This window comes from Halobellus rarus (genome assembly GCF_024494595.1).
Classification (GTDB): Archaea; Halobacteriota; Halobacteria; order Halobacteriales; family Haloferacaceae; genus Haloquadratum; species Haloquadratum rarum.
This window is the reverse complement of the sequence record NZ_JANHDI010000015.1, coordinates 15,328-40,891: the sequence shown is the minus strand read 5'-3', so window position 1 is coordinate 40,891 and position 25,564 is coordinate 15,328. Positions and strand designations below refer to the sequence as shown.

Sequence of the window (25,564 nt, the reverse complement as noted above, 5' to 3'; positions counted from 1 at the left end):
ATAACGTCCAGTCCCGGGTATGCAACGCAGCGCAGTCGTTCTCTCGATGCTCCTCGTCGTCGCCGCAGTCGGCGTGGCCGTCGTGCCCGCTGCGGGCGCGACAGCCGCTCAGTCTCCCGGTTCCGCGGGACACGCGGCCGACGATGCGGCGGTTCCGGCGAGCGATGTCGAGGACCTCGACGACGCACCGCCCTACGACCACCAGTCGGACTCCGGAGCCGATTCCGACTCCGAGACCTGCACGTTCCCGTACAACACCACCGACGCGACCGGAGCCGAGGTGAATCTCACGTCCGATCCCGATCGGATCGTGACCCTCAACCCGAGCGCCGCCCAGACGATGTGGGAGATCGGCGCGCGCGAGGAAGTCGTCGGCGTCTCCCAGTACGCGTCGTATCTGGAGGGAGCCGACGAGAGGACGAACGTCTCCGGGGCGGGCGGGCCCAGCGTGGAGGCGGTTCTGAACGCGACGCCTGATCTCGTTCTCGTCCCCAACAGTTCCTACGGCGCGGCCTCCGAGCGCGTCGAACAGATCCGCGCACAGGGAGTCCCGGTGTACGTGTTCGGCCAGCCGGAATCCCTCGAATTCGTCGCGGACAAGACCGAGCGGATCGGTCGACTCACCGGCAACTGCGAGGCCGGAACCGAGCGCGCCGACGAGATCCGCCAGTCAGTGAGCGATATGGAGCAGGCGCTCGAAGGCACCGAGAAGCCGGTCGGACTCAACGTCTTTTATGGTTATACCTCGGGCGCGAACACGTTCATCGGCGATCTGATGACGACTGGCGGACTGCAGAACGGCGCCGCGGAGAACTTCACCGGCTTTCAGATGATCAACGACGAGGCCGTCGTCCAGATCAACCCCGAGTGGATCGTCGTGCCTGTGGGGAGTTCGGTCCCCGAGACCGCCGCCTACGAAAGCACGGACGCCGTGCGTGAGGACAACGTGATCCGGGTCGAGACGAACCTCCTCCAGCAGCCGGCCCCGCGTTCGGTCCAGGCCGCCGAGACGATTCTGGAGAGCGTCCACCCCGAGGCCTACGAGGAGTACCGGCGTCTCCAGTCAGAGGAGTCGACGGTGACGACGACTGGCGGCGGAGAGCGGACGGCGGAGACGCGGACGACGGCCGAGACCGTCACCGAGCCGTCGCCGTCGACGACGACTGACTCGCCCGGCTTCGGACCCGCGGCGGCGCTCGTCGCGTTCGTCGTCGGGACGCTGTTCGCGACGCGCCGGGACTGACGGTCGGCCTCGTCAGTGGGCGTCGCAGTCGGGATATCCGCGCCGACCGACGGCGGACACTCGACAGTAAGTATCATACCCTCGCCACCGAGAACGACCCGTATGGACGTCACCATCTCGCAGTCGCGCGTCGAGGGGCGGGTCCGCGCGCCGCCCTCGAAGAGCTACACCCATCGAGCGATCCTCGCGGCGGGCTACGGCGACGAGGCCGTCGTCACCGACCCGCTCGTCAGCGCGGACACCCGCGCGACGATGCGCGCGGTCGAGGCGTTCGGCGGCTCCGTCGACCGGGCCGGCGACGACTCGCGGCTGGACGTCTCGGGTTTCGGGGGTCGACCCGACGTCCCCGACGACGTGGTCGACTGTGCGAACTCCGGGACGACCACGCGGCTCGTCACCGCCTGCGGCGCGCTGGCGGACGGCCTCTGCGTCTTCACCGGCGACGACTCGCTGCGTTCGCGACCCCAGGGGCCGCTGCTCGACGCCATCGGCCAACTCGGGGGGCGGGCGGAGTCGACGCGCGGGAACGGCCAGGCACCGCTCGTCGTCGGCGGCGACACCGGCGGCGGGAGGGTGTCGATCCCGGGCGACGTCTCCTCGCAGTACATCACCGCGCTGCTGATGGCCGGCGCGGTGACCGACGAGGGGATCGAGATCGACCTGGAAACCGAACTGAAGTCAGCACCGTACGTCGATATCACCGTAGAGGTCCTCCGCGACTTCGGCGTCGACGCCGAGCGGACGGCGGAGGGGTTCGCCGTTCCGGGCGGGCAGTCCTACGACCCCGTCGGCGGCGAGTACGCCGTCCCCGGCGACTTCTCGTCGATGTCGTACCTGCTCGCCGCGGGCGCGGTCGCCGCCGCGGACGGGACATCCGTGGTCGTCGAGGGCGCGCGTCCGAGCGCGCAGGGCGACAGCGCCATCGTCGAGATCCTGGAGTCGATGGGCGCGTCGATCGACTGGGACCGCGAGGCGGGCGAGATCACCGTCCCGCGGGCGTCGCTCTCGGGGACGACAGTCGACGTCGGCGACACCCCGGATCTGCTCCCGACGATCGCTGCGCTCGGGGCGATCGCCGACGGTGACACGACCATCGAGAACTGCGAGCACGTCCGCTACAAGGAGACCGACCGCGTGAGCGCGATGGCCGAGGAGTTGGCGAAGCTGGGCGCGTCGGTCACCGAGGATCGGGATCGGCTGACGGTCCACGGCGGCGAGAGCGACCTCGTCGGCGCGCGCGTCGACGGTCGGGCCGACCACCGGATCGTGATGTCGCTGGCGGTCGCCGGCCTCGTCGCCGACGGCGAGACCGTCATCGAGGGCGGCGAGCACGTCGACGTCTCGTTCCCGGACTTCTTCGACGCGATGGCGTCGCTCGGCGTCGACGTCGAGCGGAGCGAGTGATTCGGACGGCGGCGCCGACAACTGGATCGGAAACCCGCCGCCATCCAGGCAGCGCGTGCGCCCTCGACGGACGGGCGCAAGCACGTCACGACGATGCGCCCAGCCACGTCACGACGACTCCGAGGTCTCTCGGCCCGTCATCGACTCGATTTCGAATTCGAAGATGCGGATCTCGATCTCGTCGATCTCCTCGCCGAAGACGCGGATGGGAGAGAACTGACGGTTGATCTCCGCGGTGTCGAACCGGTCGTATTCCGCGTTCGGTATCTCGCTGAGCGCACCGCTGATGACGATGCTCCACGAATCGATCTCTCGTGGATCCGTGGTGGGCTCGGTGCCGTAGAGGACGTACGTGGCCGTCTCCGTCGCGTCCAGAAACTCTCGACTTCTGCTCTCCTCCGTCACGCCGAGTCGGAAGTAGAGCCCCTCGCCGTCGTAGTAGTGCGCCAGTGGGACGGCGTAGCTGTCGTTCTCTTTCGAGAGCGCCAACACGCCCGTCTCGGTCGTTTCGAGCCGCTCTCGAACCGCTTCGTCGTCCATTCCGCACGTATACGCGTACTCGATGTGTTCCATAATGTCCCGGAGCGTCGGTTTCGAGCGAACCGGGCGTAGAACTACGTCGCACGTGGGCAAAGTTGTTCCTGCGATCGAGGATAGCTGGCTCCCCTCCGGTAGAAGGCGGATCGGAACTTCTGCGGTCCACGGCGGAGCCGAACAGTCGTTCCCGCGCCGAACCCTTCGATTGCGCATTTCTGCAACGTATATATGCCCGGAACCACGACGGCGAGGTAATGAACGGGAACAGATTCGGCCGGCTCTTCCAGGTCACCACCTACGGCGAGAGCCACGGCGATGCGATGGGTGTGACGGTGTCCGGTTGTCCGGCCGGGCTCGAACTCGACGAGGACGACGTTCAGGCGGAACTGGATCGGCGCAAGCCGGGCCAGTCGATGATCACGACTTCGAGAGGCGAACCCGACGCGGTCTCGATCAACTCCGGGGTCCAGGACGGCTACACGACGGGGACGCCGATCGGGATGGTCATCGAGAACAAGGACGCTCGCTCGGGGAAGTACGAACCGTACGTGACGGCTCCGCGGCCCAGCCACGGCGACTTCACCTACTCGGCGAAGTTCGGCACGCGCAACTGGGGCGGCGGCGGCCGCTCCTCGGCGCGCGAGACGGTGAACTGGGTCGCCGCGGGCGCGGTCGCGAAGAAGATCCTGGAGACGCGGGACGTCCGGGTGAAGGCGCACGTGAACCAGATCGGCGACGTCGAAGCGCCCGAGGTCGGCTTCGAGCAGATGCTCGAACATACGGAGGAGAACCCGGTGCGGTGCGCCGATCCCGAGACCGCCGAGGAGATGCGAGAACTGATCGACGAGTACCAGGAGGCCGGCGACTCCATCGGCGGGTCGATCTACTTCGAGATACGGGGCGTTCCGCGAGGGCTCGGCGCGCCTCGGTTCGATTCGGTTCCCTCGCGTCTCGGACAGGCGATGATGTCGATTCCGGCGACGACCGCCTTCGAGTTCGGACTGGGTCGTGAGGCCCGCGAGTGGACCGGGAAGAACCGAAACGAGGACTGGGAGTTCAGCTCCGACGGCGACCCGATTCCCGAGGGCAACAAACACGGCGGCCTCCAGGGCGGTATCACGACCGGGCAACCGATCTACGGCGAGATCACCTGGCACGCGCCGACGTCGATCCCGAAGAAGCAGCAGACCGTCGACTGGGAGACCGGCGAGGAGAAGGAGATCCAGGTAGTCGGTCGGCACGATCCCGTTCTGCCGCCGCGTGCGGTGCCGGTCGTCGAGGCGATGTTGAACCTCACGATCCTCGACTTCATGCTCCTCGGCGGACGGATCAACCCCGATCGCCTCGACGACGACCCCGGCGAGTACGACACCGACTACCACCCGTCGAGCCCGGACAACGAGTAGCCGCTGCGATCGGAGACCGCCGATTGTTTTCTCGAATATGAGTACCGTTTTTTACGGTCATATCGGATCTGAGTCCGAATATTCCAGAAACGGCCGGGAAAACCACGTTCGACACGGACACCGTTGTGCCGTTCCGCATAGGGTTTCGTGCTGTGATTCGAACCCGTTGAATTCTACTTCTAGATATTGGACATATTATAACTGAATCCCGGTATATCGTGTGTTGTAGACACATATTAGGAACTTCATCATCTTTCCTTGGTAACTTATAGCAAAGGCTTTAATCGATTCCTGCCGAAAGATTTCGGTAGTGGCCCACACGGGCCGTGAGCTCAGATATGACTGACGACGAACTCATCTGGCGAATCGCGGGTGGTTCCGGAGACGGGATCGCCTCGACGAGCCAGAACTTCGCAAAGGCCCTGATGCGAGCGGGCCTACACGTATTCACGCATCGTCACTACCCGTCGCGCATCCGCGGAGGCCACACCTACACGGAGGTTCGGGTCTCGTCGGAACCCGTGAAATCGCGCGGCGACGGGTACAACTTCCTCCTCGCGCTGGGAGACTCCTTCGCCCGGAATCCCCAGGAGAGCGCCTACTACGGCAACGAGGAGGTCAAGCCGCTGTCGGAGAACCTCGACGAACTGGACGAGGGCGGCGTCATCGTCTACGACTCGGGGCTGCTCGACACCGACGACATCCCGGACTTCGACGAGCGAGTCGAGGAGAACAACTGGTACGTCTACGACATCGACCTCCGGACGATGGCCCGCGAGCACGGCCGCGAAGTGATGCGGAACACCGCGGGCGTCGCCGTCACCTGCGCCATCGCCGGCATCGAACCCGACGTCATCAAGAGCCTGATGGAGGACACGATGCCGGAGAAGGTGTTCGATCCGAATATGTCGGTGTTCGACGACGCCTACGAGACCATCCAGGAGGAGTTCGACGCCGACGCGCCCGACGTGTCGGTGCCGGAGGGCGAGCACGACGAGGAACAGGTGCTCATCTCCGGTTCCGATTCCATCGCCTACGGCGCGCTCGACGAGGGCTGTCGCTTCATCGCCGGCTATCCGATGACGCCGTGGACCGAGGTCTTCACGATTATGTCGCAGAACCTCCCGGAGGTCGGCGGGATCTCCGAGCAGGTCGAAGACGAGATCGCGGCCGCGGCGCTCGCCGTCGGGGCCTCCCACGCCGGCGTCAAGGCGATGTCCGGCTCCTCGGGCGGCGGCTTCGCGCTGATGTCGGAACCGCTCGGCCTCGCGGAGATGACCGAGACGCCGGTCGTCCTCGTCGAGGCGATGCGCGCCGGTCCGTCGACCGGGATGCCGACGAAGCCCGAACAGGCCGACCTCGAACACGTCCTCTACACGTCGCAGGGCGACTCCCATCGGGTCGTCTTCGCGCCTGCAGACGCCGAGGAGGCGTACAAGCAGACCCGACGGGCGTTCCAGATCGCCTACGAGTACCAGATTCCGTCGATCGTCCTCTACGATCAGAAGAACGGCGGCGAGATGCGGAACGTGCCCGCCAGCGTCTTCGACGAGGAGCCGAACCCCGATCTCGGTTCTGTTATTTCAGAAGCCGAACTCGCGGACGCGCCGCACGATCCATCGGGCAAGTACAACCGCTTCCAGCACGACGTCGAAGACGGCGTGAGCCCGCGGTCGATCCCGGGACAGAAGGGCGGCCGCTACCTCGCGACCGGCAACGAGCACATGCCCGCCGGTCACATCGCCGAGAGTCCCGACAACCGCGTCAACCAGGTCAACCGACGGATGCAGAAGATGGAAGCCATCCGCGCCGACCTCGACGGCGACGAGGGGACGAACACCCACTACGGTCCCGAGGAGGCCGAGTACGGGATTATGACGTTCGGCTCCCAGCAGGGAACCGCCGAGGAGGCGGTCGACCGACTCAACGAGTCGGGTCACTCGGTGAAGATGCTCGGCGTCTCCGAACTCGCGCCGTACCCGGTCGAGGAAGTCACCGAGTTCATCCAGAGCGTCGACGAGGTGCTCGTCATCGAGATGAACGCCTCGGCGCAGTTCCGCGGCCTGACGCAGAAGGAGCTCGGTCGCTTCGGCGAGAAGCTTTCGAGCCTCCTGAAGTACAACGGCAACCCCTTCGAACCCGCCGAGATCGTCGACGGGTTCGTCACCAGCATCGTCGAGGACGGGACGCTGCCCGGCCACGAGACCAAGTTCGTCCCCGCAGCGAGTGATTAACAATGAGCGCATTCAGTGCAATCGGCGAAGACGCCGAACGCGACCGTAACGAGTACACGCCCGGCCTCGAACCCCAGCCGACCTGGTGTCCCGGCTGTGGCGACTTCGGGGTCCTGAAGGCCCTGAAAGGGGCGGCAGCCGAACTGGGCCTCTCCCCCGAGGAGATGCTCGTCTGCACGGGCATCGGCTGCTCGGGCAAGTTGAACAGCTACTTCGAGAGCTACGGTTTCCACACGATCCACGGCCGATCGCTGCCGATCGCCCGGGCGGCCAAACTGGCCAACCCCGGGCTGACCGTCGTCGCCGCCGGCGGCGACGGCGACGGCTACGGGATCGGCGGCAACCACTTCACCCACACGGCCCGCGAGAACCACGACTTTACGTACATCGTGTTCAACAACGAGATCTTCGGGCTGACGAAGGGCCAGACCTCGCCGACGTCGCCGAAGGGTCACAAGTCGAAGACCCAGCCCCACGGGTCCGCGAAGGATCCGATCCGGCCGCTGTCGCTGTCGCTGACGGCCGGCGCGTCCTACATCGCCCGGACGGCCGCCGTCAATCCGAACCAGGCGAAGGACATCATCGTGGAGGCGATCGAGCACGACGGGTTCTCCCACGTCGACTTCCTCACGCAGTGTCCGACCTGGAACAAGGACGCCAAGCAGTACGTCCCCTACATCGACATCAACGAATCAGAGGACTACGAGTTCGACAACACCGACCGCTCGGAGGCCTCCGAGATGATGTACGAGACGGAGAACGTCCTCCACGAGGGGACCGTCCTCACCGGCCGGTACTACGTCGACGAGGACCGTCCCTCCTACCAGCAGGAGAAGCGCCAGATCGGCGAGATGCCCGAGGAACCGCTCGCAGAGCGGTACTTCGACGACGACTACGAGTGGGAGCGCGTCTACGACACGTTCCTCGACAAGCACAAATAGACACTCTGCAGCCATCTGTGGGCGTGTCACCCCTCAGTATCCGATGGTCGACCGGCTCGGTTTGACGGCCGATGTCCGTCGACGTTGGTGACGCGTGTGCATTGATCCACTGACGGTTTCGTCGTCGGAAGTTCGCTTTTCAGGTTCGGAAGGTATTTTTTCTGCCACCCGAAAGATAGGGGTATGGAAGCCACTTCGACGGAAGGGCGCATCCTCGACGTTCTCGAGGAGGACGCTCAGGCGTCGTACGCCGAGATCGCAGAGCGGGCGGACGTCTCGAAGCCGACCGTCCGGAAGTACATTCGACAGATGGAGGAGGAAGGAATCATCGTGGGCTACTCCGCGGACGTGGATCCGAAGAAGCTCTCGGAGACCTCGATCGCGCTCGTTGGCCTCGACGTGGCCTCGGAGCGCTACGTCGAGGCGACGCGAGAACTGAAGGAACTCGAAGCCGTCGAGTCGCTGTACACCTCCTCGGGCGACCATATGCTGATGGCGGAGGTCCGCGCCCCCGACGGTGACGCCCTCGGCGAGGTCATCGCCGAGACGCTGCTGTCGATCGACGGTATCACCGCCGCGCACCCGTCGTTCCTGCAGGAACGGCTGAAATAGGACGACTGCCCGCTCCCGTCCCGATCGGTATTCCAGCCTGTCCGTCGATCTCCGCCGCTCCGCTCTACTTCCGCCCCGCTTTGAGAACGCTATTGTGAGTGCTCCTCGATGGTAGAACCGTCACCGACGACAGACGAGCACAGATGCCACTCCCGAACCCGACCGCGGTCCCGACGGCGAGCCGACGATGAGCGGGGAGACGCTTCCCGGCGTCGAGGAGTCGACGCCCTCCCGCATCGTCCTCCACGTCGATATGGACTGCTTTTACGCCTCCTGTGAGCGACTGCGCGAACCGGCGCTCCGGGGTGAGCCGGTCGTCGTCGGGATGGGATACGAGTCCGGCGAGACGTTCGGCGCGGTCGCGACTGCGAGCTACGAGGCGCGTGAGTACGGCGTCGAGAGCGCCCAACCGATCTCCGAGGCGTTGGAACGGCTTCCGCGCGCTGGGGCAGACACCGCAGCGTCCGCCGCCGACGTGGGGCACTACCGACCGGTCGACCTGGACTTTTACAAGTCTGTCGCGGCGTCGGTGAAGGAGATCCTCCACGACTGCGCGGACGTCGTCCGCGAGGTCAGCATCGACGAGGCGTACCTCGACGTCACCGAGGAGACCGCCTGGAAACGGACGCCCGACGGCGACCGGACGCTCGCGGAGGGCTACGCGCGACACGTGAAGCAGCGGATCGCTCGGGAAGTCGGAGTTCCGGCGAGCGTCGGCGTCGCGCCGAATATGTCCGCCGCGAAGATCGCCTCCGACCACGACAAGCCGGACGGACTCGTCGTCGTCGAGCCCGGCGACGTCAGCGAGTTCCTGGCACCGCTTCCCGTCGACGCGGTCCACGGCGTCGGGCCGGTGACCGCCGACCGGCTCGCGGAGATGGACGTCGAGACCGCCGGCGACCTCGCGGCCGCGGACCCGACGGCACTCCGATCGGCGTTCGGTTCCCGGGGCGTCGAACTGCACGACCGGGCCCGCGGGATCGACGACCGCAAGGTGACGCCGACCGGCCGGCCGAAGAGCCTCTCCCGGGAGTCGGCGTTCGCCGAGGCGACCGAGGAGTCGGGCGAGAAACGCGAGGCGCTCGCGGCGCTCGCAGCCGACGTCGCGGCCCGCGCCCGGAGTCGGGACGCGACCTACCGGACGATCGGCATCAAGGCCGTCGTGCCGCCGTACGACGTCAACACCCGAGAGCGGTCGCTCCCGGGACCGGTCGACGATCCGGACCTCGTCGAGGAGGTCGCGCTCGAACTCCTCTCGGAGTTCGACGACGTGGCCGTCCGCAAACTCGGCGTCCGCGTCTCGAATCTCTCGTTCGCGTCTGGGGAGCAGTCCCGACTCGACGGGTGGGACGGAGCCGCAGCGGACGACGGTGCGGGAGTGGCGAGGTGGTCCGAACCCATCGACGAGGACGACGCGGTGAACGCGGGGCCGGAGGGACAACTCTCGTTCGACGATCTCGGCGGCGAGGGGTGAGGTCCGGAACTCGACGGACGGACGAGTCGCGGTCGCGCGGCTCGAAGACGCCAGATAGCGAACAGTCGGCACCAGCAGTGGGGCGTCTCGTCCCCCCGCTCCCGCGTCGGCGTGCCGAACGACCGCTCTCCGACGCGGGGCAGCTGTTACGTCATAGGAGTCCTGGTCCCGCTCTGGTACATAAACGTACACACCGAACCCGATCCCGGCGGAGTCCCCGTCGTTCGACGGGGAAGGAACTATGCCCCGCGGGGGCGAGCAACCGATAGATGACCGAGGATACCGAGACCATCGGCGTCGCGACCGTCAGCGAGGGCCCGGGGGGTGACCGGAGCCAGAGCCCGGGGACGGAAGTCGAACTTCCGGTCGTAGACATCCTCACCGGGCGCGGCTTCGTCACCGGCAAGTCCGGATCCGGGAAGTCGAATACCGCGTCGGTGCTCATCGAGAACCTCCTCTCGAATAACTTCCCGGTGCTAGTTGTTGACACAGACGGGGAGTACTACGGCCTGAAGGAGCAGTTCGAACTCCTCCACGCGGGTGCTGACGACGAGTGCGACATCGTCGTCAGCCCCGAACACGCCGAGAAACTCGCACACCTCGCACTCGAACAGAACGTGCCCATCATCCTCGACGTCTCGGGATACCTCGAAGAGGATGAAGCCCAAGAGCTGCTGACTGAGGTCGCGAAGAAGCTATTCGCGAAGGAAAAGAAGCTCAAGAAGCCCTTCCTGATGTTCGTCGAGGAGTGTCACGAGTACATCCCGGAGGGCGGCGGGATGACCGAAGCGGGCAAGATGCTGATCAAGATCGGCAAGCGCGGCCGGAAACACGGCCTGGGGATCGTCGGCATCAGCCAGCGACCCGCGAACGTGAAGAAGGACTTCATCACGCAGTGTGACTGGCTCGTCTGGCACCGGTTGACCTGGAACAACGACACGAAGGTCGTCGGGCGGATCCTCGGCTCGGAGTACGCCGACGCCATCGAGGATATGGGCGACGGTGAGGCGTTCGTTATGACCGACTGGGACGAGTCGATCCGTCGCGTCCAGTTCCACCGCAAACAGACGTTCGACGCGGGCGCGACGCCCGGCCTGGACGACTTCCAGCGCCCCGAGTTGAAATCGATCGATGGCGACCTCGTCTCGGAACTGCAGGACATCTCCGACGAGAAGGCGCGCCGGGAGAGCGAGATCGCGGATTTAAAACAGGAATTGGAGAAGAAAGAGGCGAAGATCCGACAGCTCGAATCCGAACTCGAAGAGGCGCGCGACCTCTCGCAGATGGCCGAGCAGTTCACGCAGGCGATGTTTCAGAGCGCGGAGTCGCCCTACCGCGGCGGCGACGGGCGAAACCTCAGCCGACCCGAGGAGCAGCAGGCCGCACTCGATCAGTACGACCGGGGCGCCTCCGTCTCCGAAAGCGGCGGAAACGAGGACGGCGAACCGGCGGCTGCCGACGTCGACAACGAGGAAGTCGCCGTCAGCGAGGCCGCCGCCGGCGCGTATCCCGGACTCGATATGGACATCGGCAGCGACGGCGAGGTTCACCTCGGCGGGGTATCCGAGAGCGACGAGAACAGCGACGGCTCCGATCCCGACGTCGCTCCCGAGCGCACCCACGAAGCGACGGCGGCCCTGACCGGCCGCTCGGACGTGATCGAGCGACTTCGCGACGTCGTGCGGTCGCTGCCGTCAGCGTCGAGACGGATGCTCGCATTCTACCGCGAGATCGACGCCTGCGACCCGGTCGACGCGCACGTCGCCGCCGGCGAAGTCGGCGACAAACAGCTCGCCTACAGTCGGAACAGACTCCTCCGACGAGCGGGGTTCGTCGAACACGTCGGTCGCGGACGGTACGCCTACGCGCTGCCGAAGCTCGTCCGCGACGAGTTCGCCGACCGACTCGACGCCGAGGAGTTGCGCGAGGTCGTCGCCGCCGTCGAATCCGCGTTCAGGCCCGACGAGAGCGCCGGGGACGGCGCGGACGCAACGGTCGGAGCCGAGACGGAGCGCGGGGAGCGAGAAAGGGGCGGGAGGGAGAAACGTGAAACGGGCGAGAGTAGAGAGCGGGAGACGGACGCCGAGGCCGCAGACGACTGAGCGGAGTCACAGTCGCCGCATAATGTACTCGTTGATGTCCTGTACCAGCGACCGCCGGTAGGTCCAAAAGCCCGACCACTCGTTCGCGCTCTCTTCGAGCGCGAGCAGTGCGATATGCTCGTCGCCCTCCGGGGGCGTGTACACCACGAACCACGAGTCGAGGAAGTCTTCCTCGTACCCGGCGTGGATCGTGATCGTCGAATCCCGCGGGGGTTCCCAACCGGGCGTGCCGTACACGTGGACGTCCACCGGTGACTCGTCCAGCGTGCGGTACACCCTGTTGGTTCCGACCTCGTCTTCGATCCGAGAGAGGTCTTGAAACGACGCCCGAAGCGTCCCGGCCTGTTGCTCCCAGGCCCGTCGTTCGATGTACCGAGACAGCAGGATCAACAGCAGTTTTTCGGAGTGCGACTGGGGATACCCCCGCAGGAAGAACGGCACGTCGTCGAGTTCCCTTATCGCGGACGGCAGTTCGATCTCCTCTAATCCGCGCGCGCCGGTGACGAACAGATCGGAGTTGATCAACAGGATCGAATCCTGCAGTTCCTCCATCGGCGACTGCGCGACGACCGAGCCGTCTTCGACGACGAGAACGACATCCTCGTCGCCGCCCGGGACGTCGATCTCCTCGATCGAAATCGGCTGGTTTCCGAAGAGGTTCCCCAGCATCCGCTGGATGGGGTCCGGAGCCTGCCTGTTGAGCACGACGAGTGAGCGCTCCGGATCTTCGATTCGATCGAGGAATCGCCGGAGCGTCATACTGGGTCTCTCATCGGCGGTCCGTTCAGAGAGGAGCGACGAGGTCTTCGAGCGCCGCGCGGGGATCGTCGGCTTTCGCGACGCCGGAGGCGAGGAGGATGCCCGTCGCACCCAGCTCGCCCGCGGTCGCGACGTCCTCGCCGGAGGAGATGCCCGCGCCGCAGTAGACGTCCACGGATTCGTCGACGTTCGCCGCGGCGGCGACGGCGTCCTCGACGATTCCGGGGTCGGCGGTCGCGACGGAGACGTCGCCGCCGATCAGTTCCGGTGGCTCGACGGCGACGCTGTCGGGGCCGAGCGCCGCGACTGCGCCGATCTGCGCCGGGTTGTTCGCGCAGACGCAGGTCTCGAGGCCGGCGCGTTCGGCGGCCCGGACCGAGCCGTCGATGTCCGCGAGTTTCAGCCGTTTCTCGGAGTGGTTGATGAGCGTTCCGACCGCGCCGGACTCGGCGACCGACTCTGCGAGCGTACTGCCGGTATGGCTCCCGTGACCGTTCGGGTCGACGTGCTGGGCCCACGTCTCGACGCCGGTCCCGGAGACGCGGGCGACGTCGGCCGCCTGCGGGGAGACGGCGATGCGGACGTCTGACTCCTCGGCCACGTCGCGCGCGGCCGTCGCTACCTCGATCGGATCACAGGGGTAGGCTTTCAGATTGACTAAGATGAACACGTGTTTGGTTGGAACTCCCGCCACGAAATAAATTACTGGTCGGAATCAATACCGATATTTTCGTCGGGCCGGACCCGGAAGATCAGTCTTTCCGCTTGACGACGTCGCCGAGCGTCGTCGTCGTCGACGAGCCCCCGGACCAGTCGTTGTCGTCGGTGTCGCCGCCTTCGACGAGAGAGATCTCGAGTTTCCGTTCGACCTTCTTCCGGACGTCGTCGGAGGGGAGAATGTCGCCGCGTTCGAGTTTGCGGATCAGACTCGCCTTCTCGTTGAGCGACTGCGCGAGTTCCTCCTGACTCAGCCCGAGACCTTCGCGTGCCTCGCGGATCTGCTGGTCGTAATCCGCGGCGATCTCGTCCATATCGTCGAACATATCGCGGCGGCGGGTCGAACCACCGGAGGAACCGCCCCCCGCCGAAGACGACGTGCTCGAAGAGCCGCTCGAACCCGAGGACTGCGAGGAACTGGACGTCGAGTACTTCGTCGACTGAGAGGAACTCGACTCAGTGCGGACCTCGGTGCCGAACTCCTTGCAGTCGTCGCACAGTTCGAGTTCGGCCCCCTCGACCTTGACCGTCGTCAGGGACGGCCGCTCACTGCCGCACATCTCGCACTGGGGCATACTCCGTCGTAGTCGAGGGGGCGATATAAAGCACACGCCGCGGGAAACGGCGGCACTTCGTTCCGACGGCGTGGCTACTTCGGTCGAGTTCCCAGTTCGACGTCGACCGACGTCACGAATCCGTCTCTGCGGACGGTCAACGTCACCGTGTCACCCGGCCGCGTCTCCAGGGCGAGGTGGCTACTGAGGTCCTCCGTCGTCCGGAGCGTCTCGCCGTCGATCGACAGGAGCACGTCGCCGCCGACACTGACGCGGGAGCCGTCGTCGAAACGCGTCTCGTCGCCGCCGCGGAGGCGTCCGGCCGACGGTCCGTCGTCGAGGACGGAGGTGACGAGTATCCCCTGCGGTCGGGACAGTCCGAGCGCTCGAGCCAGATCGGGAGTCACGCCAGCTAACGTGACGCCCAGGAACGGGTGATCGTAGGCACCGTTCTCGACGAGTCGCGGCACCACGCGCCGGGCGAGCGCGGCCGAGATACCGAACCCGATGTTCTCCCCCGTTTCGGAGTTGATGACCGCGACGACGTGACCGCCCAGCGACATCAGCGGTCCGCCGCTGTTCCCCGGGTTGACCGCGGCGTCAGTCTGGATCGCGTCCGGGATCTGCGCCCCGGTGGGCGCGGGCGCGGATCTGTCGACGCCGCTCACGATGCCGGTCGTGACCGTCCCGTCGAGGTCGAACGGGTTGCCGATAGCGACGACCTCCTGCCCGACGGTCGGATCGCCGGCAGCGAAGGCCAGCGGTTCCGGCTTCGGTGCCGATTCCGGCAGTTCGACCACTGCGAGGTCGGTGCGCGGATCGGCGCCGACGACGTCGCCTTCGCTCCACCGGCCCTCGCTGAACCGGACGTCGACGGTCGACGCGTCCTCGACGACGTGAGCGTTGGTGACGACGTGCGACGATTCGACGACGAAGCCCGTCCCGCGACCCCCGTCGGTCCGGACCAGTACCACCGAATCCACGGCCTGTCGGTACACCCGAGCGTACGGACTGTTCACCGTCTCGGACTCGGACGGTCCTGCAGTGTCGGCAGTGTCCCCACTGGTCGCAGTCGTCGGCGACCTCGCCTCCGACGAAGAGCGCGTTCCGGCGCTCGGAGGGTCCGTGTTACAGCCCGCGAACGCGCCGAGAATCGCCGCTCCACCGAGTTCGAGGAACCGCCGTCGCGTCGGGGTCGGATCGTCCATCCCTGACCGCGTTTGGGGGGTGGGGCTTATCGGTCCACCGGACTCGATCAGGGGCGTCGGGTCTCGGAATCCTCTCGGGTGTCTCGTCGCGCCGCCCGCTCGGCGTCGCGCCGGTCCATCGTCGACCGCTGATCGTGCTCCGCACGGACCAGCACGTACAGAAGGAGCGGGGCTCCGACGGCGACCAGGAGAACGACGAGGAGGAACGCGCCCTCCGCCATCAGCCGAGGAAGACGTCGACGATGTCGCTGGCACCGGAAGTCGTGTCTCGATACAGCTCCGAATACCCGCAGTTCGTACACGAGACGACCTGGAAGCTGTTCGTCTGGATGTCGAACATCTTCGAGAGCCCGCCGCCGGTCGTCGAGATCGTTCCCACGTCGGTTTCGGTGTGACCGCACTTCGGGCAGCCGCGTTCGCTGTCGGGTTGGGGGACCATACGTGAAATCAGACGGGAATCCCGTATCAATTTTGTCCCGCTCCGTCGCCCGTCGGCGAGAGTTTATATCCGATAGCGGGACCACCCCCGGCGTGATCTGACAGCCACCCCGCGTCGGGTCGCGGTTGCTCGGCACGTCGACGCGGGGACGAGGCGGCGGCGTTGCGAGGGCGTCGCCGCGAGCGGGTGCCGACTGTCCGCCATCGTCCGAAGACCCATCTCCAACCCCGCTACGCCGACAGGTCCGACCACGCGCCCCAGAATCGCTGCAGCGCCGTGAGGTGACCGACGACGGCGAAGAAGACGAGGAGCCACCCCACGAGCGACAGCCCGAGCAGTTGAACGGGAACGGAAGCCACCGCCAGCGACAGCGCCGCGGCGAACGCGGCCACGCCGATGATCGCGAGGCGGTCCGCGCGGCCGACGAGGCCGCCGTAGGCGCGGCCGAGGCCGACGGCCTGGATCTGCGTCCCGAGGTAGGAGGTCATCAACACGCCGGTGACCGCAGCCAGTCCGAGCGCGTAGGCGTCGATGCCGGCCGCGAGACCGACGAGCATCGCGATGTCGGCGTAGCGGTCGAGGACGTGATCGAGGAGGTCGCCGCCGTCGCTCTCGACGCCCTGTGCCCTGGCCAGTGCACCGTCCACGAGGTCGAGCCACCCGTTGCAGAGGACGAACAGCGCGCCGGCGGCGTACCACGCCGGGGTCGCGAGCGCGAACGCGCCCCCGGCGGCGATCGCGAAGCCGAACGCGACGACGCTGACACCGTCGGGGGTCAACCCCACCCGATCGGCGGCGGCGACGAACGGGCCGAGCAGCCGGTCCGCGAGGTCGCGGTACTGATCGAGCGTCATAGGTACTCGACGAAGTCGACGACGCCGACGCGGGGTTCGGTGTCGCCCTCGATAGCGGCCGCCACGTCGTCGGCGACTGTCTCGGGAGCGCGACCGGTCGTGTCGATCTCCCAGACCGACTCCGCGCCGTGCCGTTCGACCGCCTCCGCGAGAATCACGTCGAGCGCCTCGCTCTCGGCGTTCTCGGCGATCGAGGCCTCGGACTCGCCGCGCTCACGGAGCCGCGGGTTCAGCTCGTCCGGGTGACAGCGGAGCACGATCACGCGGTCGACGTCGAGGAGGTGAGCGAGGTGCGACTCGACGAGGACGTCGCGTTCGGTTCCCTCGTCGGCGTGACCTCCGGAGCTGGCCTCCCGCTCGTCGAGCCACGCCTCGACGGCGTCGAGGTCGGCCACCAGCGAGTCGCGCTCGACGTCGCGCTCTTCGAAGAGTTCGGCCTCTCGGATCGCGTCGTTCAGGTGGACGACCTCGACGTCCACCGCCTCGGCGACGAGTTCCGAGACGGTCGTCTTCCCCGTTCCGGGCGTTCCGGTGAGGGCGATTCGGCTCACGGCTCGGAGGCCTCCGGGCGGAGATCGGCGACGACCTCGTTGAGCACCGCGACCGCCGTTTTCGTCTCCTCGCGCGTCCCGCAGGAGACCCGCACGCACTCGGGGAGACCGAAACTGGAGGTGTCGCGGACGATGACGCCCCGTTCCTGCGTCGCCTCGGCGACGGCGGTCCCGTCGCCCACCTCACAGAGGACGAAGTTGCCGCCGGAGCCCCACGTCGGCACGTCGAGTTCCTCGCGATAGTACTCGCGGGCCCATCGAGCCGTCGCGACGGAACGTTCGAGGTGTTCCTCGTCGTCGATCGCAGCCAGCGCGGCGCGGCACGCGAGTTCGTTGGCCGCGAACGGGGTGTTCACCCGGGCGTAGGCGTCGGCCCACGCTGACGGGACGGCCGCGTAGCCGATTCGCAGCCCCGCGAGACCGTAGGCTTTCGAGAACGTGCGGAGCACCGCGAGGTTGTCGTACTCGTCGAGCAGATCGATAGACGAGGGCACTTCCGCGTACTCGGCGTACGCCTCGTCGACGACGACGAGCGTCTGCTCGTCGACCTCCTCCGCGAGCGTCCGGATCTCCTCCCGCGGAAGCACCGATCCCGTGGGATTGTGCGGCGTCGTCGCGTAGACGATCCGTTCGCCGTCGTACGCCGACAGGATCGTTTCGGCGCTCTGTTCGAAGTCGTCGCCCTTCGAGATGGAATACGTCGACGCGTCGCCGTGGTGGTACCGCGCCGACATCGAGTAGTAGGAGAATCCCGGTTTCGGGACGAGGATGTCGTCGTTGGGTTCCAGAAAGGCGCGAGAGAGATAGTCGATCGAACCGTCCGCGCCGGCGCTCACCCACACCTGAGAGTCGCCCAGTCCCCACTTCTCGGCGATCCGCGCGGTGAGATCAGTGTGGGAGGCCTTCGGATAGACGTTCACGTCGGGCGCGGCGGCCTCGACGGCCGCGACCGCAGCGGGGCTCGGCCCGTGCGGGTTCTCGTTCGACGACAGTTTCGTCAGCTCCTCGGAGTCCATCCCGAGGTCGCGGGCCACCTCCTCGGCCCCGCGGCCGGGTACGTACGCCTCGTGTGCGGAGAGGTCCCTCGGTTCCATACGCGTACGCTGTCGCCCGCGGGTCTTTAAGGGTGCGTCTCCGGAGCGGAGTCGGCGCACCGACGTCGACCGCGTTTGGGCAGTTACCGGAGACGACCGCCTTCGGGAGGCCGTCGGGAGCTACAGCGACGCCGACAGCGATTCCGCCGCGCGAAGCGAGAGGGCGGCGATGGTGAGCGTCGGGTTCATCGCGCCGCCGGTCGGAAACACCGAAGAGCCGACGACCCAGAGGTTCGAGAGGTCGTGCGTCCGGCAGTCGGCGTCGACGACGCTCTCGTCGGGGTCCCCTCCCATCCGCGTCGTACCCATCTGATGGTACGCCGGACCCGTCGCCTCCGGGCCGACCGTCCACTCGATCGACGCGCCGAGCTCTTCCAAAATCGCGTGCTGGACGTCGTTCGCCCGCCGAATCGCTCGTTTCGTCCGATCGGAAAGGGACCACTCGACGTGCGGGACGGGGTTGCCGTGGTCGTCCCGTCGGTTCGGATCCAGCGTGATCCGGTTCTCGGCGTCGGGTAACTGCTCGACGAGCCCACCCATCGCGATGTGCGTCCCGTAGGAGTCTCGAAGTTGGGTCAGCAGTTCGTCGCCCCACGTCTCCGCGTGCAGCGCCTCGATCACCGGCGACGGCCCCGCGTAGTTGAGAAACTCCAGTTTCGTCCCCTCGATCGGGTTCTCGTCGTCGTAGAACTGATGGCACTCGCTGGTGATGAACCCGACGTGGTTCTGTCGAGTGGGTTCGTCGAGGCGAGCGCCAGCGCCGGCGAACAGGTGATCCATAAAGAAGCGTCCGACGGCGTCCGAGGAGTTCGCCAGGCCGCCGGGGTACTGCTCGGATTCGGAGAGCAGCAGCAGGCGAGCGTTCTCGACCCCGCCGCAGGCGAGGACGAACCGCCGCGCGCGCTGGTGATGTTCGGTGCCGTCGGGAGTCGCATAGACCGCGCGTTCGACGACCTCGCCCGTGTCGTCGTGTTCGAGTCGCTGGACGGGCGCGTGGTCGATCACGCGCGCGCCGGCGGACTCGGCCTTCGTCACGTGGGATTCGGCCGTGTACTTCGCGCCCGAGGGGCAGACCGGCCGGCACGTCCCGTACCCCTGACAGGGGGCGCGGCCGTCGTACGGCTCGGAGTTGCGGGCGTTCGGAACGGAGTGCATATCGATTCCCAGCCGTTCGCAGGCCTCCGCGAACAGCGAGTCCGAGTATGAGGGCGGAAAGGCCGACAGTGGGAACGGTTCCTCTCGCGGCGGCGCGTAGGGATTGTCCATCGCGCCCGCGACGCCGAGGGCGCGCTCGGCCTCGGCGTAGTACGGCCGCAGGTCGTCGTAGTCGATCGGCCAGTCGGCACCGACGCCGTGGCGCGTCTCCATCTCGAAGTCGCGTTCGTGTAGGCGCATCACCATCCCCTGCCAGTGCAGGGTCGATCCCCCGACGCCCTTCACGCGCGCGGCGTTCAGCGGGTAGTGGCGACCGGCGGTCGTGTAGTCGTCGCGCGGACCGCCCATCTCCCAGGGGTCGCCCATCCCCGGCCGGATGTGCTCTTCCTGCTGCTCCCGTCGGCCCGCGAAGTCGAATCGGGGGCCCGCTTCGAGGACGACGACGTCGGCACCCTGCGCCGCGAGCCGGTGCGCGACGAGCGCGCCCGCGGGACCGGAGCCGACGACGCAGACGTCCGCGCTGGAGGCAGGCGTACGGTCGATACTGTCGCCGACGCCGCCGTCCTCAGCCATCGCTCTCACCGCCGTTCGTGTTGCCGGGTGCGTCGGGCATCGTCCCGCGCTGGTAGCTCTCGATGCCGCCCGGGTGACCGATCGGGTTCTCGATGCCCACGAGACGGCCGCCCGCGGGCGACGAGTAGAAGGCGAAGAGCAGGTCGTCGACCAGGTAGAACCGGATCCGGTCCGAGATCGGTCCCTCGGGATCGGGATCGGCGGTCTCGACGCCGAGGTTCCGGAGTATTCGGTCGCGAGCGTCGGCATCGAGTTCGGCGTACGGGGAGCCCTCCCAGTCGCGGGCGACGGCGTCGAGCTGGGCGGCCGCCTCCCGGAGTCCGTCGCGGTAGTCCGACCGGTCCGAGACCCGGCCCAGGACGTACGTCTCGACGAAGTCGCGGCGTCCCTCGACGCCGTCCGGGTAGAGAACCTCGGCCGTGGCGTCCAGCAGGTCGAGGAGGTCACTCGACAGCGACGGCGCTGCGGACGGATCCCGTCCGTCGGATGCGGCCCCACCGCCGTCCGAGCGCGGCGGGACCATCCGCCCGAAGAGCACGCCCCCACCGACCGTTGCGCCCGCGGCAGCGAGCGCTGCCATCGCGTCGCGTCGCGTCAGTTCCACGGCGACAGATTAGGTAAGCCTAAACTTAGGGGTTGCCCTTTCGGAGTAGTCGAGGAGACGAGGCTGCCTGTTCGGTCGCAACGGGTGAACTGCCGAGCCTCGTCAGCTGTACTGGGAGTCGATCCGGGGTTCGCTCTCGCTACCCGTGAGTCGCATCTACTCCGGGATCCGGACGTCGTGTTCGAGGGTGCCCACGCCCGCCAGTTCCACTTCGACGGTGTCGCCGTCTTCCAGCGGACCGACGCCGCCGGGGGTCCCGGTCGCGATGACGTCGCCCGGTTCCAGCGTCATGTAGGTCGTGATCTCCTCGATGAGTGTCGGAACGTCGAACGCGAGGTGGTCCCGCGAGGAGGACTGTCTCGTCTCCCCGTTCACGCGCAGTTCGATGTCGGCGTCGTCGGGTACCTCGTCGGGAGTCGCGAGCACCGGCCCCATCGGTGCGGCGTTGTCGAACGCCTTCCCGCGGACCCAGTTCGTCTCCCGCCGCTGATCGTCGCGGTTCGAGAGGTCGTTCAGGCAGGTGAACCCCGCGACGTGGTCCATCGCGTCGGCGGCGTCGACGTTCCGAGCGGCCTCGCCGATCACGACGGCGATCTCGGCCTCGTGGTCGAGTCGGTCCTTGCCGGCGGGCAGCGTCACCGTGTCGCCGTGAGCCGACAGCGTGTTCGGCGGCTTCAGAAAGAGCAGCGGTCGATCTGGGATCTCGTTGTCCATCTCCGCGGCGTGGTCGGCGTAGTTGCGGCCGACACAGACGATCTTCGTCGGTTCCGACGGCGGCAGCACGTCGACGTCGTCGATGTCGTACGTCGCCCCACCGAAGGAGACACTGTCACCGTGCCACTCGCCCTCTCGAACCGATCCCGCCGGGTCTCTGAACCTGACCGTGTGCATAACCGGGGCGTCGTCCGCGCGGCGCTTCGTTCTTTCCATCGAGTCGTGGGGTCCGTTTCGGATCCCCTCCGCGGTGGCGGTCAGTCGCTCGACTGCGTCGGCAATTGTGGGGCGAGCCACGAGATGAGGGCGTCCGCGCTCCGCGACTGGAGCCAGACCCTCCCGGTGCCCTCGAACTCGCAGACCAACCCCTCGCCGCTCGCGAGCGTCGATCGCAGGCCGCCGACGCGGCGCACCGAGAACGAAAGCGAGTCCTCGAACGCGACGATGTGTCCCGTGTCGACGACGAACGGTCGCTCCTCGGAGACGTCGACGGCGTGAATCGCGCCGTAACTCGACAGAAACAGCGGGCCGCTGCCGCTCACCTTCAGGAGGAACAACCCCTCACCTCCGAAGAACGTTCGGCCGCCGCCGAACTCGGTGTCGACGTCGAGTTCGGCGTCTCCCGCGAGGTACGACCCCGACTGGACGTACACCGCCTCGTCTCGGAGACCGAGGTGGGTGATGTCGCCCGGCAGCGGCGGGGCCAACTGCACGTCGCCGGCGTCGTTCGCGGTGAAGGTGTTCTGAAAGAAGCTCTCCCCGCCGAGCGACCGCTTGATCGACGAGAGGAACCCCCCCGTGGCGGCCGTTTCCATCCCGATGGTCGTGTCGTGTGACACCATCGCTCCCGCCTCGGCGCGTATCGATTCGTCGGCGTCGAGCGAGACGGTCAGGAGGGCGAACGACGGCTGATAGTCGATGTCGAAATCCATAGGGAGAAAATGTCGTCTGAGAATAAATACGTGCGCGCAGCACTCGACACTTCCCGGGAGGATTCAACGACACGCAGCGGGATGCAACGACTTCCGGACAGGGATGACAGGCCCCCCGCGCAGTGGTCGGTTGCGGGTCCGCGCGCCCGACGACAGTACGCTTTATTGTCGTTCCTGTAGAATGTACAGATGGATATGACGATAGAACTCACGTGGCACGGCCACTCGACGTGGCACGTCGACGTCGACGGCACAACCTTCCTGATCGACCCGTTCTTCGACAACCCGAAGACAGACCTCTCGGCGGCGGACGTCGAGACGCCGGACTACCTCCTCCTGACACACGGTCACGCAGATCACATCAGCGACGCCGGGGAATTCACCGACGCGACGGTCGTCGGCGTCCCCGAGATGACCGGCTACATGGAGGCCGAAGTCGGCTTCGACGAGAGCGTCGGGATGAACATCGGCGGCACCGTCGAGTGCGGCGACGCCTTCGTGACGATGCACCGCGCGGACCACACGAACGGGCTCAACACGGGCTATGAGACCAGCCTCGGCGTCCCCGTCGGTTTCCTGATCAGCGACAAGAAGCCCACCCAGGAGTCCGACGCCGACGCGACGACGTTCTATCACGCCGGCGACACCGGACTGATGTCGGAGATGAAAGACGTCATCGGCCCGTATCTGGAGCCCGACGCCGCGGCGCTGCCGGTCGGGGACCACTTCACGATGGGGCCGGTGCAGGCCGCCATCGCCACGGACTGGCTGGACGTCGATCACGTCTTCCCGATGCACTACGACTCGTTCCCGCCGATCGAGATCGACACCGACGACTTCGTCCGCGAGGTGAAAGCGACGGGCTCCCCGACGGAAGTCCACGTTCTCGGCGGCGACGAGTCGTTCACGCTGGAGTAGCGCCGGGACCGACCGCTCCCCGACGTTTCGCTCCACCTCTCCTCGGTCACAGATCGGGGCGAAAACGACCCGGTAGCCAACCTTTAGGACGCTCCCGATCCTCCCTTTCGATAGAATGAGCGACATTCAGACTTCGACCGTCAGCGAGGAAGGTTTCGCGAGCACGAGCCAGGTGGGCGACTTCGAACTCACCATCGACGCGACCGACGAGAAGGGTCCGAACCCCAACGCGGTCCTCGTCGCCGACTACGCCGCCTGTTTCCTGCCGGCGTTCCGCGTCGGCGGCCAGCAGCGCGGCCACGACGACCTGGGTAAGGTCCAGATCGACGCCGACGCGGACCTCGACGAAGACGACGATCTGGAGGCGATCCGGTTCGACATCTACGTCGAGGCCGACCTCGACGAGGAGACGTTCGAAGAGGTTCTCGATCGAGCGGAAGGCATCTGCCACGTCCACTCGGCGCTCCGCGAGGAACTCCACGCGGACGCGACGGTCCACGGCGACGCGTTCTAGGGCGGGCCGCTGTCACCGCCGATCGTGAACAGTTCGGGAGAACAGACTCAGCGCCGGTGATACGCCCGGTAGCTCATCGCCTGGCCGTCCGCGATGATCACGTCCCGGCCCTCGGGGTCGGGCAGGGCTGCTTCTTCGACTTCGTCGTGTGAGACGTACGGTTCGGCCGGCTCCGAGGCGTCCTCGGAGTAGACGTACGGACTGTTCGGCTGACTTTCCATACTCCAAGGAACGCGTCGATAGTATATAAATGTTTGTCAGACGTTACCACACCACTCGATACGACTGTGGAGCGTGTTCACTAGCTCTCACGTACCGGCCGTGCGATCCTCGCCTCGGCTGCCGTGTCCGCCATCGACGACGCATCACTCATCTCGATCGGCGGCGACGGCGACCACCCGCTCTCCTCAGTCATCGGCGACGGCGGCCTCACCCGTCTCGATCTCCGTCCCGAGGAGATCGAGGAACGCCGCCAGCCACTCGGGGTGGTCGGGCCAGGCCTGCCCCGTCACGAGATTCCCGTCGACGGTGGTCTCGTCGACCCACGAGCAGCCGGCGGCCTCGACCTCCGCCCGGACTGCGGGATACGCCGTCATCTCGTAACCGTCGAGGACGCCCGCGGCGGCGAGGATCTGGGGGCCGTGGCAGACCGCCGCGACCGGTTTGTCCTCCTCGAAGAAGTGTCTGACCGCGTCCAGGACCTCGTCGTACGTGCGAAGGTACTCCGGAGCCCGGCCGCCGGGGACGACGAGCGCGTCGTAGTCGGCCGGGTCGATCTCGTCCATCGTCGCGTTCACCTCGAAGTCGTGCCCGCGCGTCTCGAGGTACGTCTGATCCCCGCGGAAGTCGTGGATCGCCGTCTTGATCGTGTCGCCGGCCTCCTTCTCAGGACAGACGGTGTCGACGTCGTGGCCGACCATCTCCAGGGCCTGGTACGGTACCATCGTCTCGTAGTCCTCGCCGAAGTCGCCGACGATCATCAGGATCTGTTTGCTCATCGTTTTACCTCACTGAACGTTTCGTCGCACGGTCAATAACTATTGTTGCTCACAGTCAGCCGGATTCTCCGGTCAGGACGTCGAGAGATCGTCGAGAACGGAACCGAGTCCCGCGAGGGAGTCGAGCACGTGATCGGGTTCGATCGGAGAAGCGTCCAGATGGCTCGCGCGGGCGATCCCGGTTCGGACCAGCGCCGTCGTCATCCCGGCGCGTTCCCCGAACGCGATGTCGGTATCGAGTCGGTCGCCGACGACGAGGACGTCCTCCGCCGGGAGCCCGAGCCGTTCGAGCGCCATCTCCCGGGCGGTCTCGCTCGGCTTTCCGAGGACGGCCGCCGGATCTCGGCCCGCGACGTTCGCGATGGCGTCGATGATGGCACCCGATCCCGGCGCGTCGCCGTCCGCGGCGGGGATGACGACGTCCGGATCGGTCCCGACGAACGTGACGGACCCGTCTTCGAGGACCCGTAAACAACGCCGGAGCGTCTCGTACGAGAACTTCCGGTCGACGGAGGCGACGAGGACGTCCGGGCCGCGCGCCGAATCGCCGCCGTCGGCGCCGAGGGAGTCGACTGAGAGGCCGGCCGCCCGGAGCAACTCGACGAGACCGGACTCGCCGACGACGGCTATCTCGTCGTCGGAGTGATTGGCGGAGAGGTACCGCGCGGTCACCGTCCCGGCGGTGACGACTTCGCTCGGATCGACGGCGAAGCCCGCGCGGCGGAGTCGGCGCTCGTACGCCTCGGGCGGCTTCGTCGGGTTGTTCGAGACCAGGAGGCGACGGAGACCCGCAGCGTCGACGGCGTCGAGTCCGGCCCCAGCGCCCGCTATCGGTTCGTTCCCTCGCACCAGCGTCCCGTCCACGTCGAAGATGACTCCGCGAACGCCCATCGGGCCCCGTAAGGGGGTAGGAATATTGAACGTGGCGGGCGTGCCCGCGTTCGTTGCGCTCCGTTCGGTGGGGGTGGGTGGCAGGTTCGGCCCCAGACCATCTCAAAACTGAGAAGGTAATCTGATCTGATACGGA

General features: G+C 66.8%; 28 protein-coding genes. 11 read left to right on the top strand and 17 right to left on the bottom strand.

Going from position 1 to position 25,564, the window contains the following annotated elements; genetic code table 11:
- Positions 1–19: 19 nt before the first annotated feature.
- Positions 20–1,243 (top strand): PGF-CTERM-anchored ABC transporter substrate-binding protein, encoded by a 1,224-nt coding sequence (locus tag NO876_RS16765; protein WP_256422817.1) that lies wholly within the window; start codon positions 20–22, stop codon positions 1,241–1,243.
- 102 nt (positions 1,244–1,345) lie between these two features.
- Entirely contained in the window at positions 1,346–2,647 is a 1,302-nt protein-coding gene (gene aroA / locus NO876_RS16760; RefSeq protein WP_256422816.1) for a 3-phosphoshikimate 1-carboxyvinyltransferase, read from the top strand.
- 108 nt (positions 2,648–2,755) lie between these two features.
- On the opposite strand, the gene NO876_RS16755 is transcribed toward aroA, so the two are convergent.
- Positions 2,756–3,220, bottom strand: coding sequence for a pyridoxamine 5'-phosphate oxidase family protein (locus NO876_RS16755; protein ID WP_256422815.1), 465 nt, complete (start codon positions 3,218–3,220; stop codon positions 2,756–2,758).
- A gap of 218 nt (positions 3,221–3,438) precedes the next feature.
- On the opposite strand from NO876_RS16755, the gene aroC reads away from it, so the two are divergent.
- The 6 genes from aroC (at position 3,439) to NO876_RS16725 (ending at position 11,953) form a co-directional block, all read left to right on the top strand.
- On the top strand, positions 3,439–4,590 hold the full coding sequence (gene aroC, locus NO876_RS16750; protein WP_256422814.1) for a chorismate synthase: 1,152 nt from the start codon (positions 3,439–3,441) through the stop codon (positions 4,588–4,590).
- A 338-nt stretch (positions 4,591–4,928) separates the two neighbouring features.
- Positions 4,929–6,824 carry a 2-oxoacid:acceptor oxidoreductase subunit alpha gene (locus NO876_RS16745; protein WP_256422813.1) on the top strand — a complete coding sequence of 632 codons (1,896 nt, stop codon included), beginning with the start codon at positions 4,929–4,931 and terminating at the stop codon, positions 6,822–6,824.
- A 2-nt stretch (positions 6,825–6,826) separates the two neighbouring features.
- Complete coding sequence (locus NO876_RS16740; RefSeq protein WP_256422812.1) at positions 6,827–7,765, top strand: thiamine pyrophosphate-dependent enzyme; 939 nt, start codon at positions 6,827–6,829, stop codon at positions 7,763–7,765.
- Between the two features lie 183 nt (positions 7,766–7,948).
- On the top strand, positions 7,949–8,377 hold the full coding sequence (gene lrpA1 / locus NO876_RS16735; RefSeq protein ID WP_256422811.1) for an HTH-type transcriptional regulator LrpA1: 429 nt from the start codon (positions 7,949–7,951) through the stop codon (positions 8,375–8,377).
- 187 nt (positions 8,378–8,564) lie between these two features.
- A complete protein-coding gene (gene dinB / locus NO876_RS16730) occupies positions 8,565–9,851 on the top strand; it encodes a DNA polymerase IV (protein WP_256422810.1) in 1,287 nt (428 codons plus the stop codon).
- 269 nt (positions 9,852–10,120) lie between these two features.
- Positions 10,121–11,953, top strand: coding sequence for a helicase HerA domain-containing protein (locus tag NO876_RS16725; RefSeq protein ID WP_256422809.1), 1,833 nt, complete (start codon positions 10,121–10,123; stop codon positions 11,951–11,953).
- 6 nt (positions 11,954–11,959) lie between these two features.
- Here the strand turns inward: NO876_RS16725 and NO876_RS16720 are convergent, their stop codons facing one another.
- The 3 genes from NO876_RS16720 to NO876_RS16710 form a co-directional block, all read right to left on the bottom strand.
- The gene (locus tag NO876_RS16720; protein ID WP_256422808.1) at positions 11,960–12,712 is read right to left on the bottom strand and encodes a DICT sensory domain-containing protein; all 753 of its coding nucleotides are present in this window, start codon (positions 12,710–12,712) and stop codon (positions 11,960–11,962) included.
- 25 nt (positions 12,713–12,737) lie between these two features.
- Positions 12,738–13,382: a triose-phosphate isomerase gene (gene tpiA / locus NO876_RS16715; protein ID WP_256422895.1), complete on the bottom strand. Its 645-nt coding sequence runs from the start codon at positions 13,380–13,382 to the stop codon at positions 12,738–12,740.
- An 82-nt stretch (positions 13,383–13,464) separates the two neighbouring features.
- The gene (locus NO876_RS16710; protein WP_256422806.1) at positions 13,465–14,004 is read right to left on the bottom strand and encodes a multiprotein bridging factor aMBF1; all 540 of its coding nucleotides are present in this window, start codon (positions 14,002–14,004) and stop codon (positions 13,465–13,467) included.
- Here NO876_RS16710 and NO876_RS18225 point away from each other — a divergent pair.
- Complete coding sequence (locus NO876_RS18225) at positions 13,889–14,191, top strand: DUF8138 family protein (protein ID WP_486606394.1); 303 nt, start codon at positions 13,889–13,891, stop codon at positions 14,189–14,191. The two genes, NO876_RS16710 and NO876_RS18225, sit on opposite strands and share 116 nt — an antisense overlap.
- Here the strand turns inward: NO876_RS18225 and NO876_RS16705 are convergent.
- From NO876_RS16705 to NO876_RS16660, 10 genes are all read right to left on the bottom strand, one after another.
- Positions 14,079–15,191: a S1C family serine protease gene (locus NO876_RS16705; protein WP_256422805.1), complete on the bottom strand. Its 1,113-nt coding sequence runs from the start codon at positions 15,189–15,191 to the stop codon at positions 14,079–14,081. The two genes, NO876_RS18225 and NO876_RS16705, sit on opposite strands and share 113 nt — an antisense overlap.
- A 47-nt stretch (positions 15,192–15,238) precedes the next feature.
- Entirely contained in the window at positions 15,239–15,412 is a 174-nt protein-coding gene (locus NO876_RS16700) for a DUF8143 family protein (protein ID WP_256422804.1), read from the bottom strand.
- Complete coding sequence (locus NO876_RS16695) at positions 15,412–15,630, bottom strand: zinc ribbon domain-containing protein (RefSeq protein WP_256422803.1); 219 nt, start codon at positions 15,628–15,630, stop codon at positions 15,412–15,414. The genes NO876_RS16700 and NO876_RS16695 overlap by 1 nt, the downstream gene beginning before the upstream one ends.
- Positions 15,631–15,860: 230 nt before the next feature.
- Positions 15,861–16,484, bottom strand: a complete 624-nt coding sequence (locus NO876_RS16690; protein WP_256422802.1) for a CDP-alcohol phosphatidyltransferase family protein — start codon at positions 16,482–16,484, stop codon at positions 15,861–15,863.
- A complete protein-coding gene (locus tag NO876_RS16685) occupies positions 16,481–17,035 on the bottom strand; it encodes an adenylate kinase family protein (RefSeq protein WP_256422801.1) in 555 nt (184 codons plus the stop codon). The genes NO876_RS16690 and NO876_RS16685 overlap by 4 nt, the downstream gene beginning before the upstream one ends.
- Complete coding sequence (hisC, locus tag NO876_RS16680; RefSeq protein WP_256422800.1) at positions 17,032–18,129, bottom strand: histidinol-phosphate transaminase; 1,098 nt, start codon at positions 18,127–18,129, stop codon at positions 17,032–17,034. The genes NO876_RS16685 and hisC overlap by 4 nt, the downstream gene beginning before the upstream one ends.
- A 120-nt stretch (positions 18,130–18,249) precedes the next feature.
- On the bottom strand, positions 18,250–19,857 hold the full coding sequence (locus NO876_RS16675) for a GMC family oxidoreductase (RefSeq protein ID WP_256422799.1): 1,608 nt from the start codon (positions 19,855–19,857) through the stop codon (positions 18,250–18,252).
- Complete coding sequence (locus NO876_RS16670) at positions 19,850–20,461, bottom strand: gluconate 2-dehydrogenase subunit 3 family protein (RefSeq protein ID WP_256422798.1); 612 nt, start codon at positions 20,459–20,461, stop codon at positions 19,850–19,852. The genes NO876_RS16675 and NO876_RS16670 overlap by 8 nt, the downstream gene beginning before the upstream one ends.
- Positions 20,462–20,617: 156 nt before the next feature.
- Entirely contained in the window at positions 20,618–21,352 is a 735-nt protein-coding gene (locus NO876_RS16665) for a fumarylacetoacetate hydrolase family protein (RefSeq protein ID WP_256422894.1), read from the bottom strand.
- A gap of 80 nt (positions 21,353–21,432) precedes the next feature.
- Positions 21,433–22,107, bottom strand: a complete 675-nt coding sequence (locus NO876_RS16660; protein WP_256422797.1) for a TIGR00266 family protein — start codon at positions 22,105–22,107, stop codon at positions 21,433–21,435.
- A gap of 201 nt (positions 22,108–22,308) precedes the next feature.
- On the opposite strand from NO876_RS16660, the gene NO876_RS16655 reads away from it, so the two are divergent.
- Together NO876_RS16655 and NO876_RS16650 are read left to right on the top strand one after the other, a co-directional pair.
- Positions 22,309–23,025: a metal-dependent hydrolase gene (locus tag NO876_RS16655; RefSeq protein WP_256422893.1), complete on the top strand. Its 717-nt coding sequence runs from the start codon at positions 22,309–22,311 to the stop codon at positions 23,023–23,025.
- Between the two features lie 115 nt (positions 23,026–23,140).
- Positions 23,141–23,539, top strand: coding sequence for an OsmC family protein (locus NO876_RS16650; protein WP_256422796.1), 399 nt, complete (start codon positions 23,141–23,143; stop codon positions 23,537–23,539).
- 47 nt (positions 23,540–23,586) lie between these two features.
- Here NO876_RS16650 and NO876_RS16645 read toward each other — a convergent pair whose 3' ends face one another.
- The 3 genes from NO876_RS16645 to NO876_RS16635 all read right to left on the bottom strand — a co-directional run bounded on the left by NO876_RS16645 (position 23,587) and on the right by NO876_RS16635 (position 25,428).
- The gene (locus NO876_RS16645; protein ID WP_256422795.1) at positions 23,587–23,760 is read right to left on the bottom strand and encodes a hypothetical protein; all 174 of its coding nucleotides are present in this window, start codon (positions 23,758–23,760) and stop codon (positions 23,587–23,589) included.
- A 186-nt stretch (positions 23,761–23,946) separates the two neighbouring features.
- On the bottom strand, positions 23,947–24,537 hold the full coding sequence (locus NO876_RS16640; protein WP_256422794.1) for a DJ-1/PfpI family protein: 591 nt from the start codon (positions 24,535–24,537) through the stop codon (positions 23,947–23,949).
- Positions 24,538–24,609: 72 nt separating this feature from the next.
- Entirely contained in the window at positions 24,610–25,428 is an 819-nt protein-coding gene (locus NO876_RS16635; protein WP_256422793.1) for an HAD-IIA family hydrolase, read from the bottom strand.
- Positions 25,429–25,564 lie beyond the last annotated feature (136 nt).

Coding starts and splice junctions, on each gene's coding strand:
- NO876_RS16765 (WP_256422817.1), top strand. CDS start 20: ATGCAACGCAGCGCAGTCGTTCTCTCGATGCTCCTCGTCGTCGCCGCA.
- lrpA1 (WP_256422811.1), top strand. CDS start 7,949: ATGGAAGCCACTTCGACGGAAGGGCGCATCCTCGACGTTCTCGAGGAG.
- NO876_RS16755 (WP_256422815.1), bottom strand. CDS start 3,220: ATGGAACACATCGAGTACGCGTATACGTGCGGAATGGACGACGAAGCG.
- NO876_RS16635 (WP_256422793.1), bottom strand. CDS start 25,428: ATGGGCGTTCGCGGAGTCATCTTCGACGTGGACGGGACGCTGGTGCGA.
- NO876_RS16745 (WP_256422813.1), top strand. CDS start 4,929: ATGACTGACGACGAACTCATCTGGCGAATCGCGGGTGGTTCCGGAGAC.
- NO876_RS16645 (WP_256422795.1), bottom strand. CDS start 23,760: ATGGAAAGTCAGCCGAACAGTCCGTACGTCTACTCCGAGGACGCCTCG.
- NO876_RS16710 (WP_256422806.1), bottom strand. CDS start 14,004: ATGCCCCAGTGCGAGATGTGCGGCAGTGAGCGGCCGTCCCTGACGACG.
- NO876_RS16650 (WP_256422796.1), top strand. CDS start 23,141: ATGAGCGACATTCAGACTTCGACCGTCAGCGAGGAAGGTTTCGCGAGC.
- aroC (WP_256422814.1), top strand. CDS start 3,439: ATGAACGGGAACAGATTCGGCCGGCTCTTCCAGGTCACCACCTACGGC.
- hisC (WP_256422800.1), bottom strand. CDS start 18,129: ATGGAACCGAGGGACCTCTCCGCACACGAGGCGTACGTACCCGGCCGC.
- NO876_RS16665 (WP_256422894.1), bottom strand. CDS start 21,352: ATGCACACGGTCAGGTTCAGAGACCCGGCGGGATCGGTTCGAGAGGGC.
- aroA (WP_256422816.1), top strand. CDS start 1,346: ATGGACGTCACCATCTCGCAGTCGCGCGTCGAGGGGCGGGTCCGCGCG.
- NO876_RS16695 (WP_256422803.1), bottom strand. CDS start 15,630: ATGGTCCCCCAACCCGACAGCGAACGCGGCTGCCCGAAGTGCGGTCAC.
- NO876_RS16640 (WP_256422794.1), bottom strand. CDS start 24,537: ATGAGCAAACAGATCCTGATGATCGTCGGCGACTTCGGCGAGGACTAC.
- NO876_RS16700 (WP_256422804.1), bottom strand. CDS start 15,412: ATGGCGGAGGGCGCGTTCCTCCTCGTCGTTCTCCTGGTCGCCGTCGGA.
- NO876_RS16725 (WP_256422809.1), top strand. CDS start 10,121: ATGACCGAGGATACCGAGACCATCGGCGTCGCGACCGTCAGCGAGGGC.
- NO876_RS16740 (WP_256422812.1), top strand. CDS start 6,827: ATGAGCGCATTCAGTGCAATCGGCGAAGACGCCGAACGCGACCGTAAC.
- NO876_RS16660 (WP_256422797.1), bottom strand. CDS start 22,107: ATGGATTTCGACATCGACTATCAGCCGTCGTTCGCCCTCCTGACCGTC.
- NO876_RS16690 (WP_256422802.1), bottom strand. CDS start 16,484: ATGACGCTCGATCAGTACCGCGACCTCGCGGACCGGCTGCTCGGCCCG.
- NO876_RS16705 (WP_256422805.1), bottom strand. CDS start 15,191: ATGGACGATCCGACCCCGACGCGACGGCGGTTCCTCGAACTCGGTGGA.
- NO876_RS16720 (WP_256422808.1), bottom strand. CDS start 12,712: ATGACGCTCCGGCGATTCCTCGATCGAATCGAAGATCCGGAGCGCTCA.
- NO876_RS16675 (WP_256422799.1), bottom strand. CDS start 19,857: ATGGCTGAGGACGGCGGCGTCGGCGACAGTATCGACCGTACGCCTGCC.
- dinB (WP_256422810.1), top strand. CDS start 8,565: ATGAGCGGGGAGACGCTTCCCGGCGTCGAGGAGTCGACGCCCTCCCGC.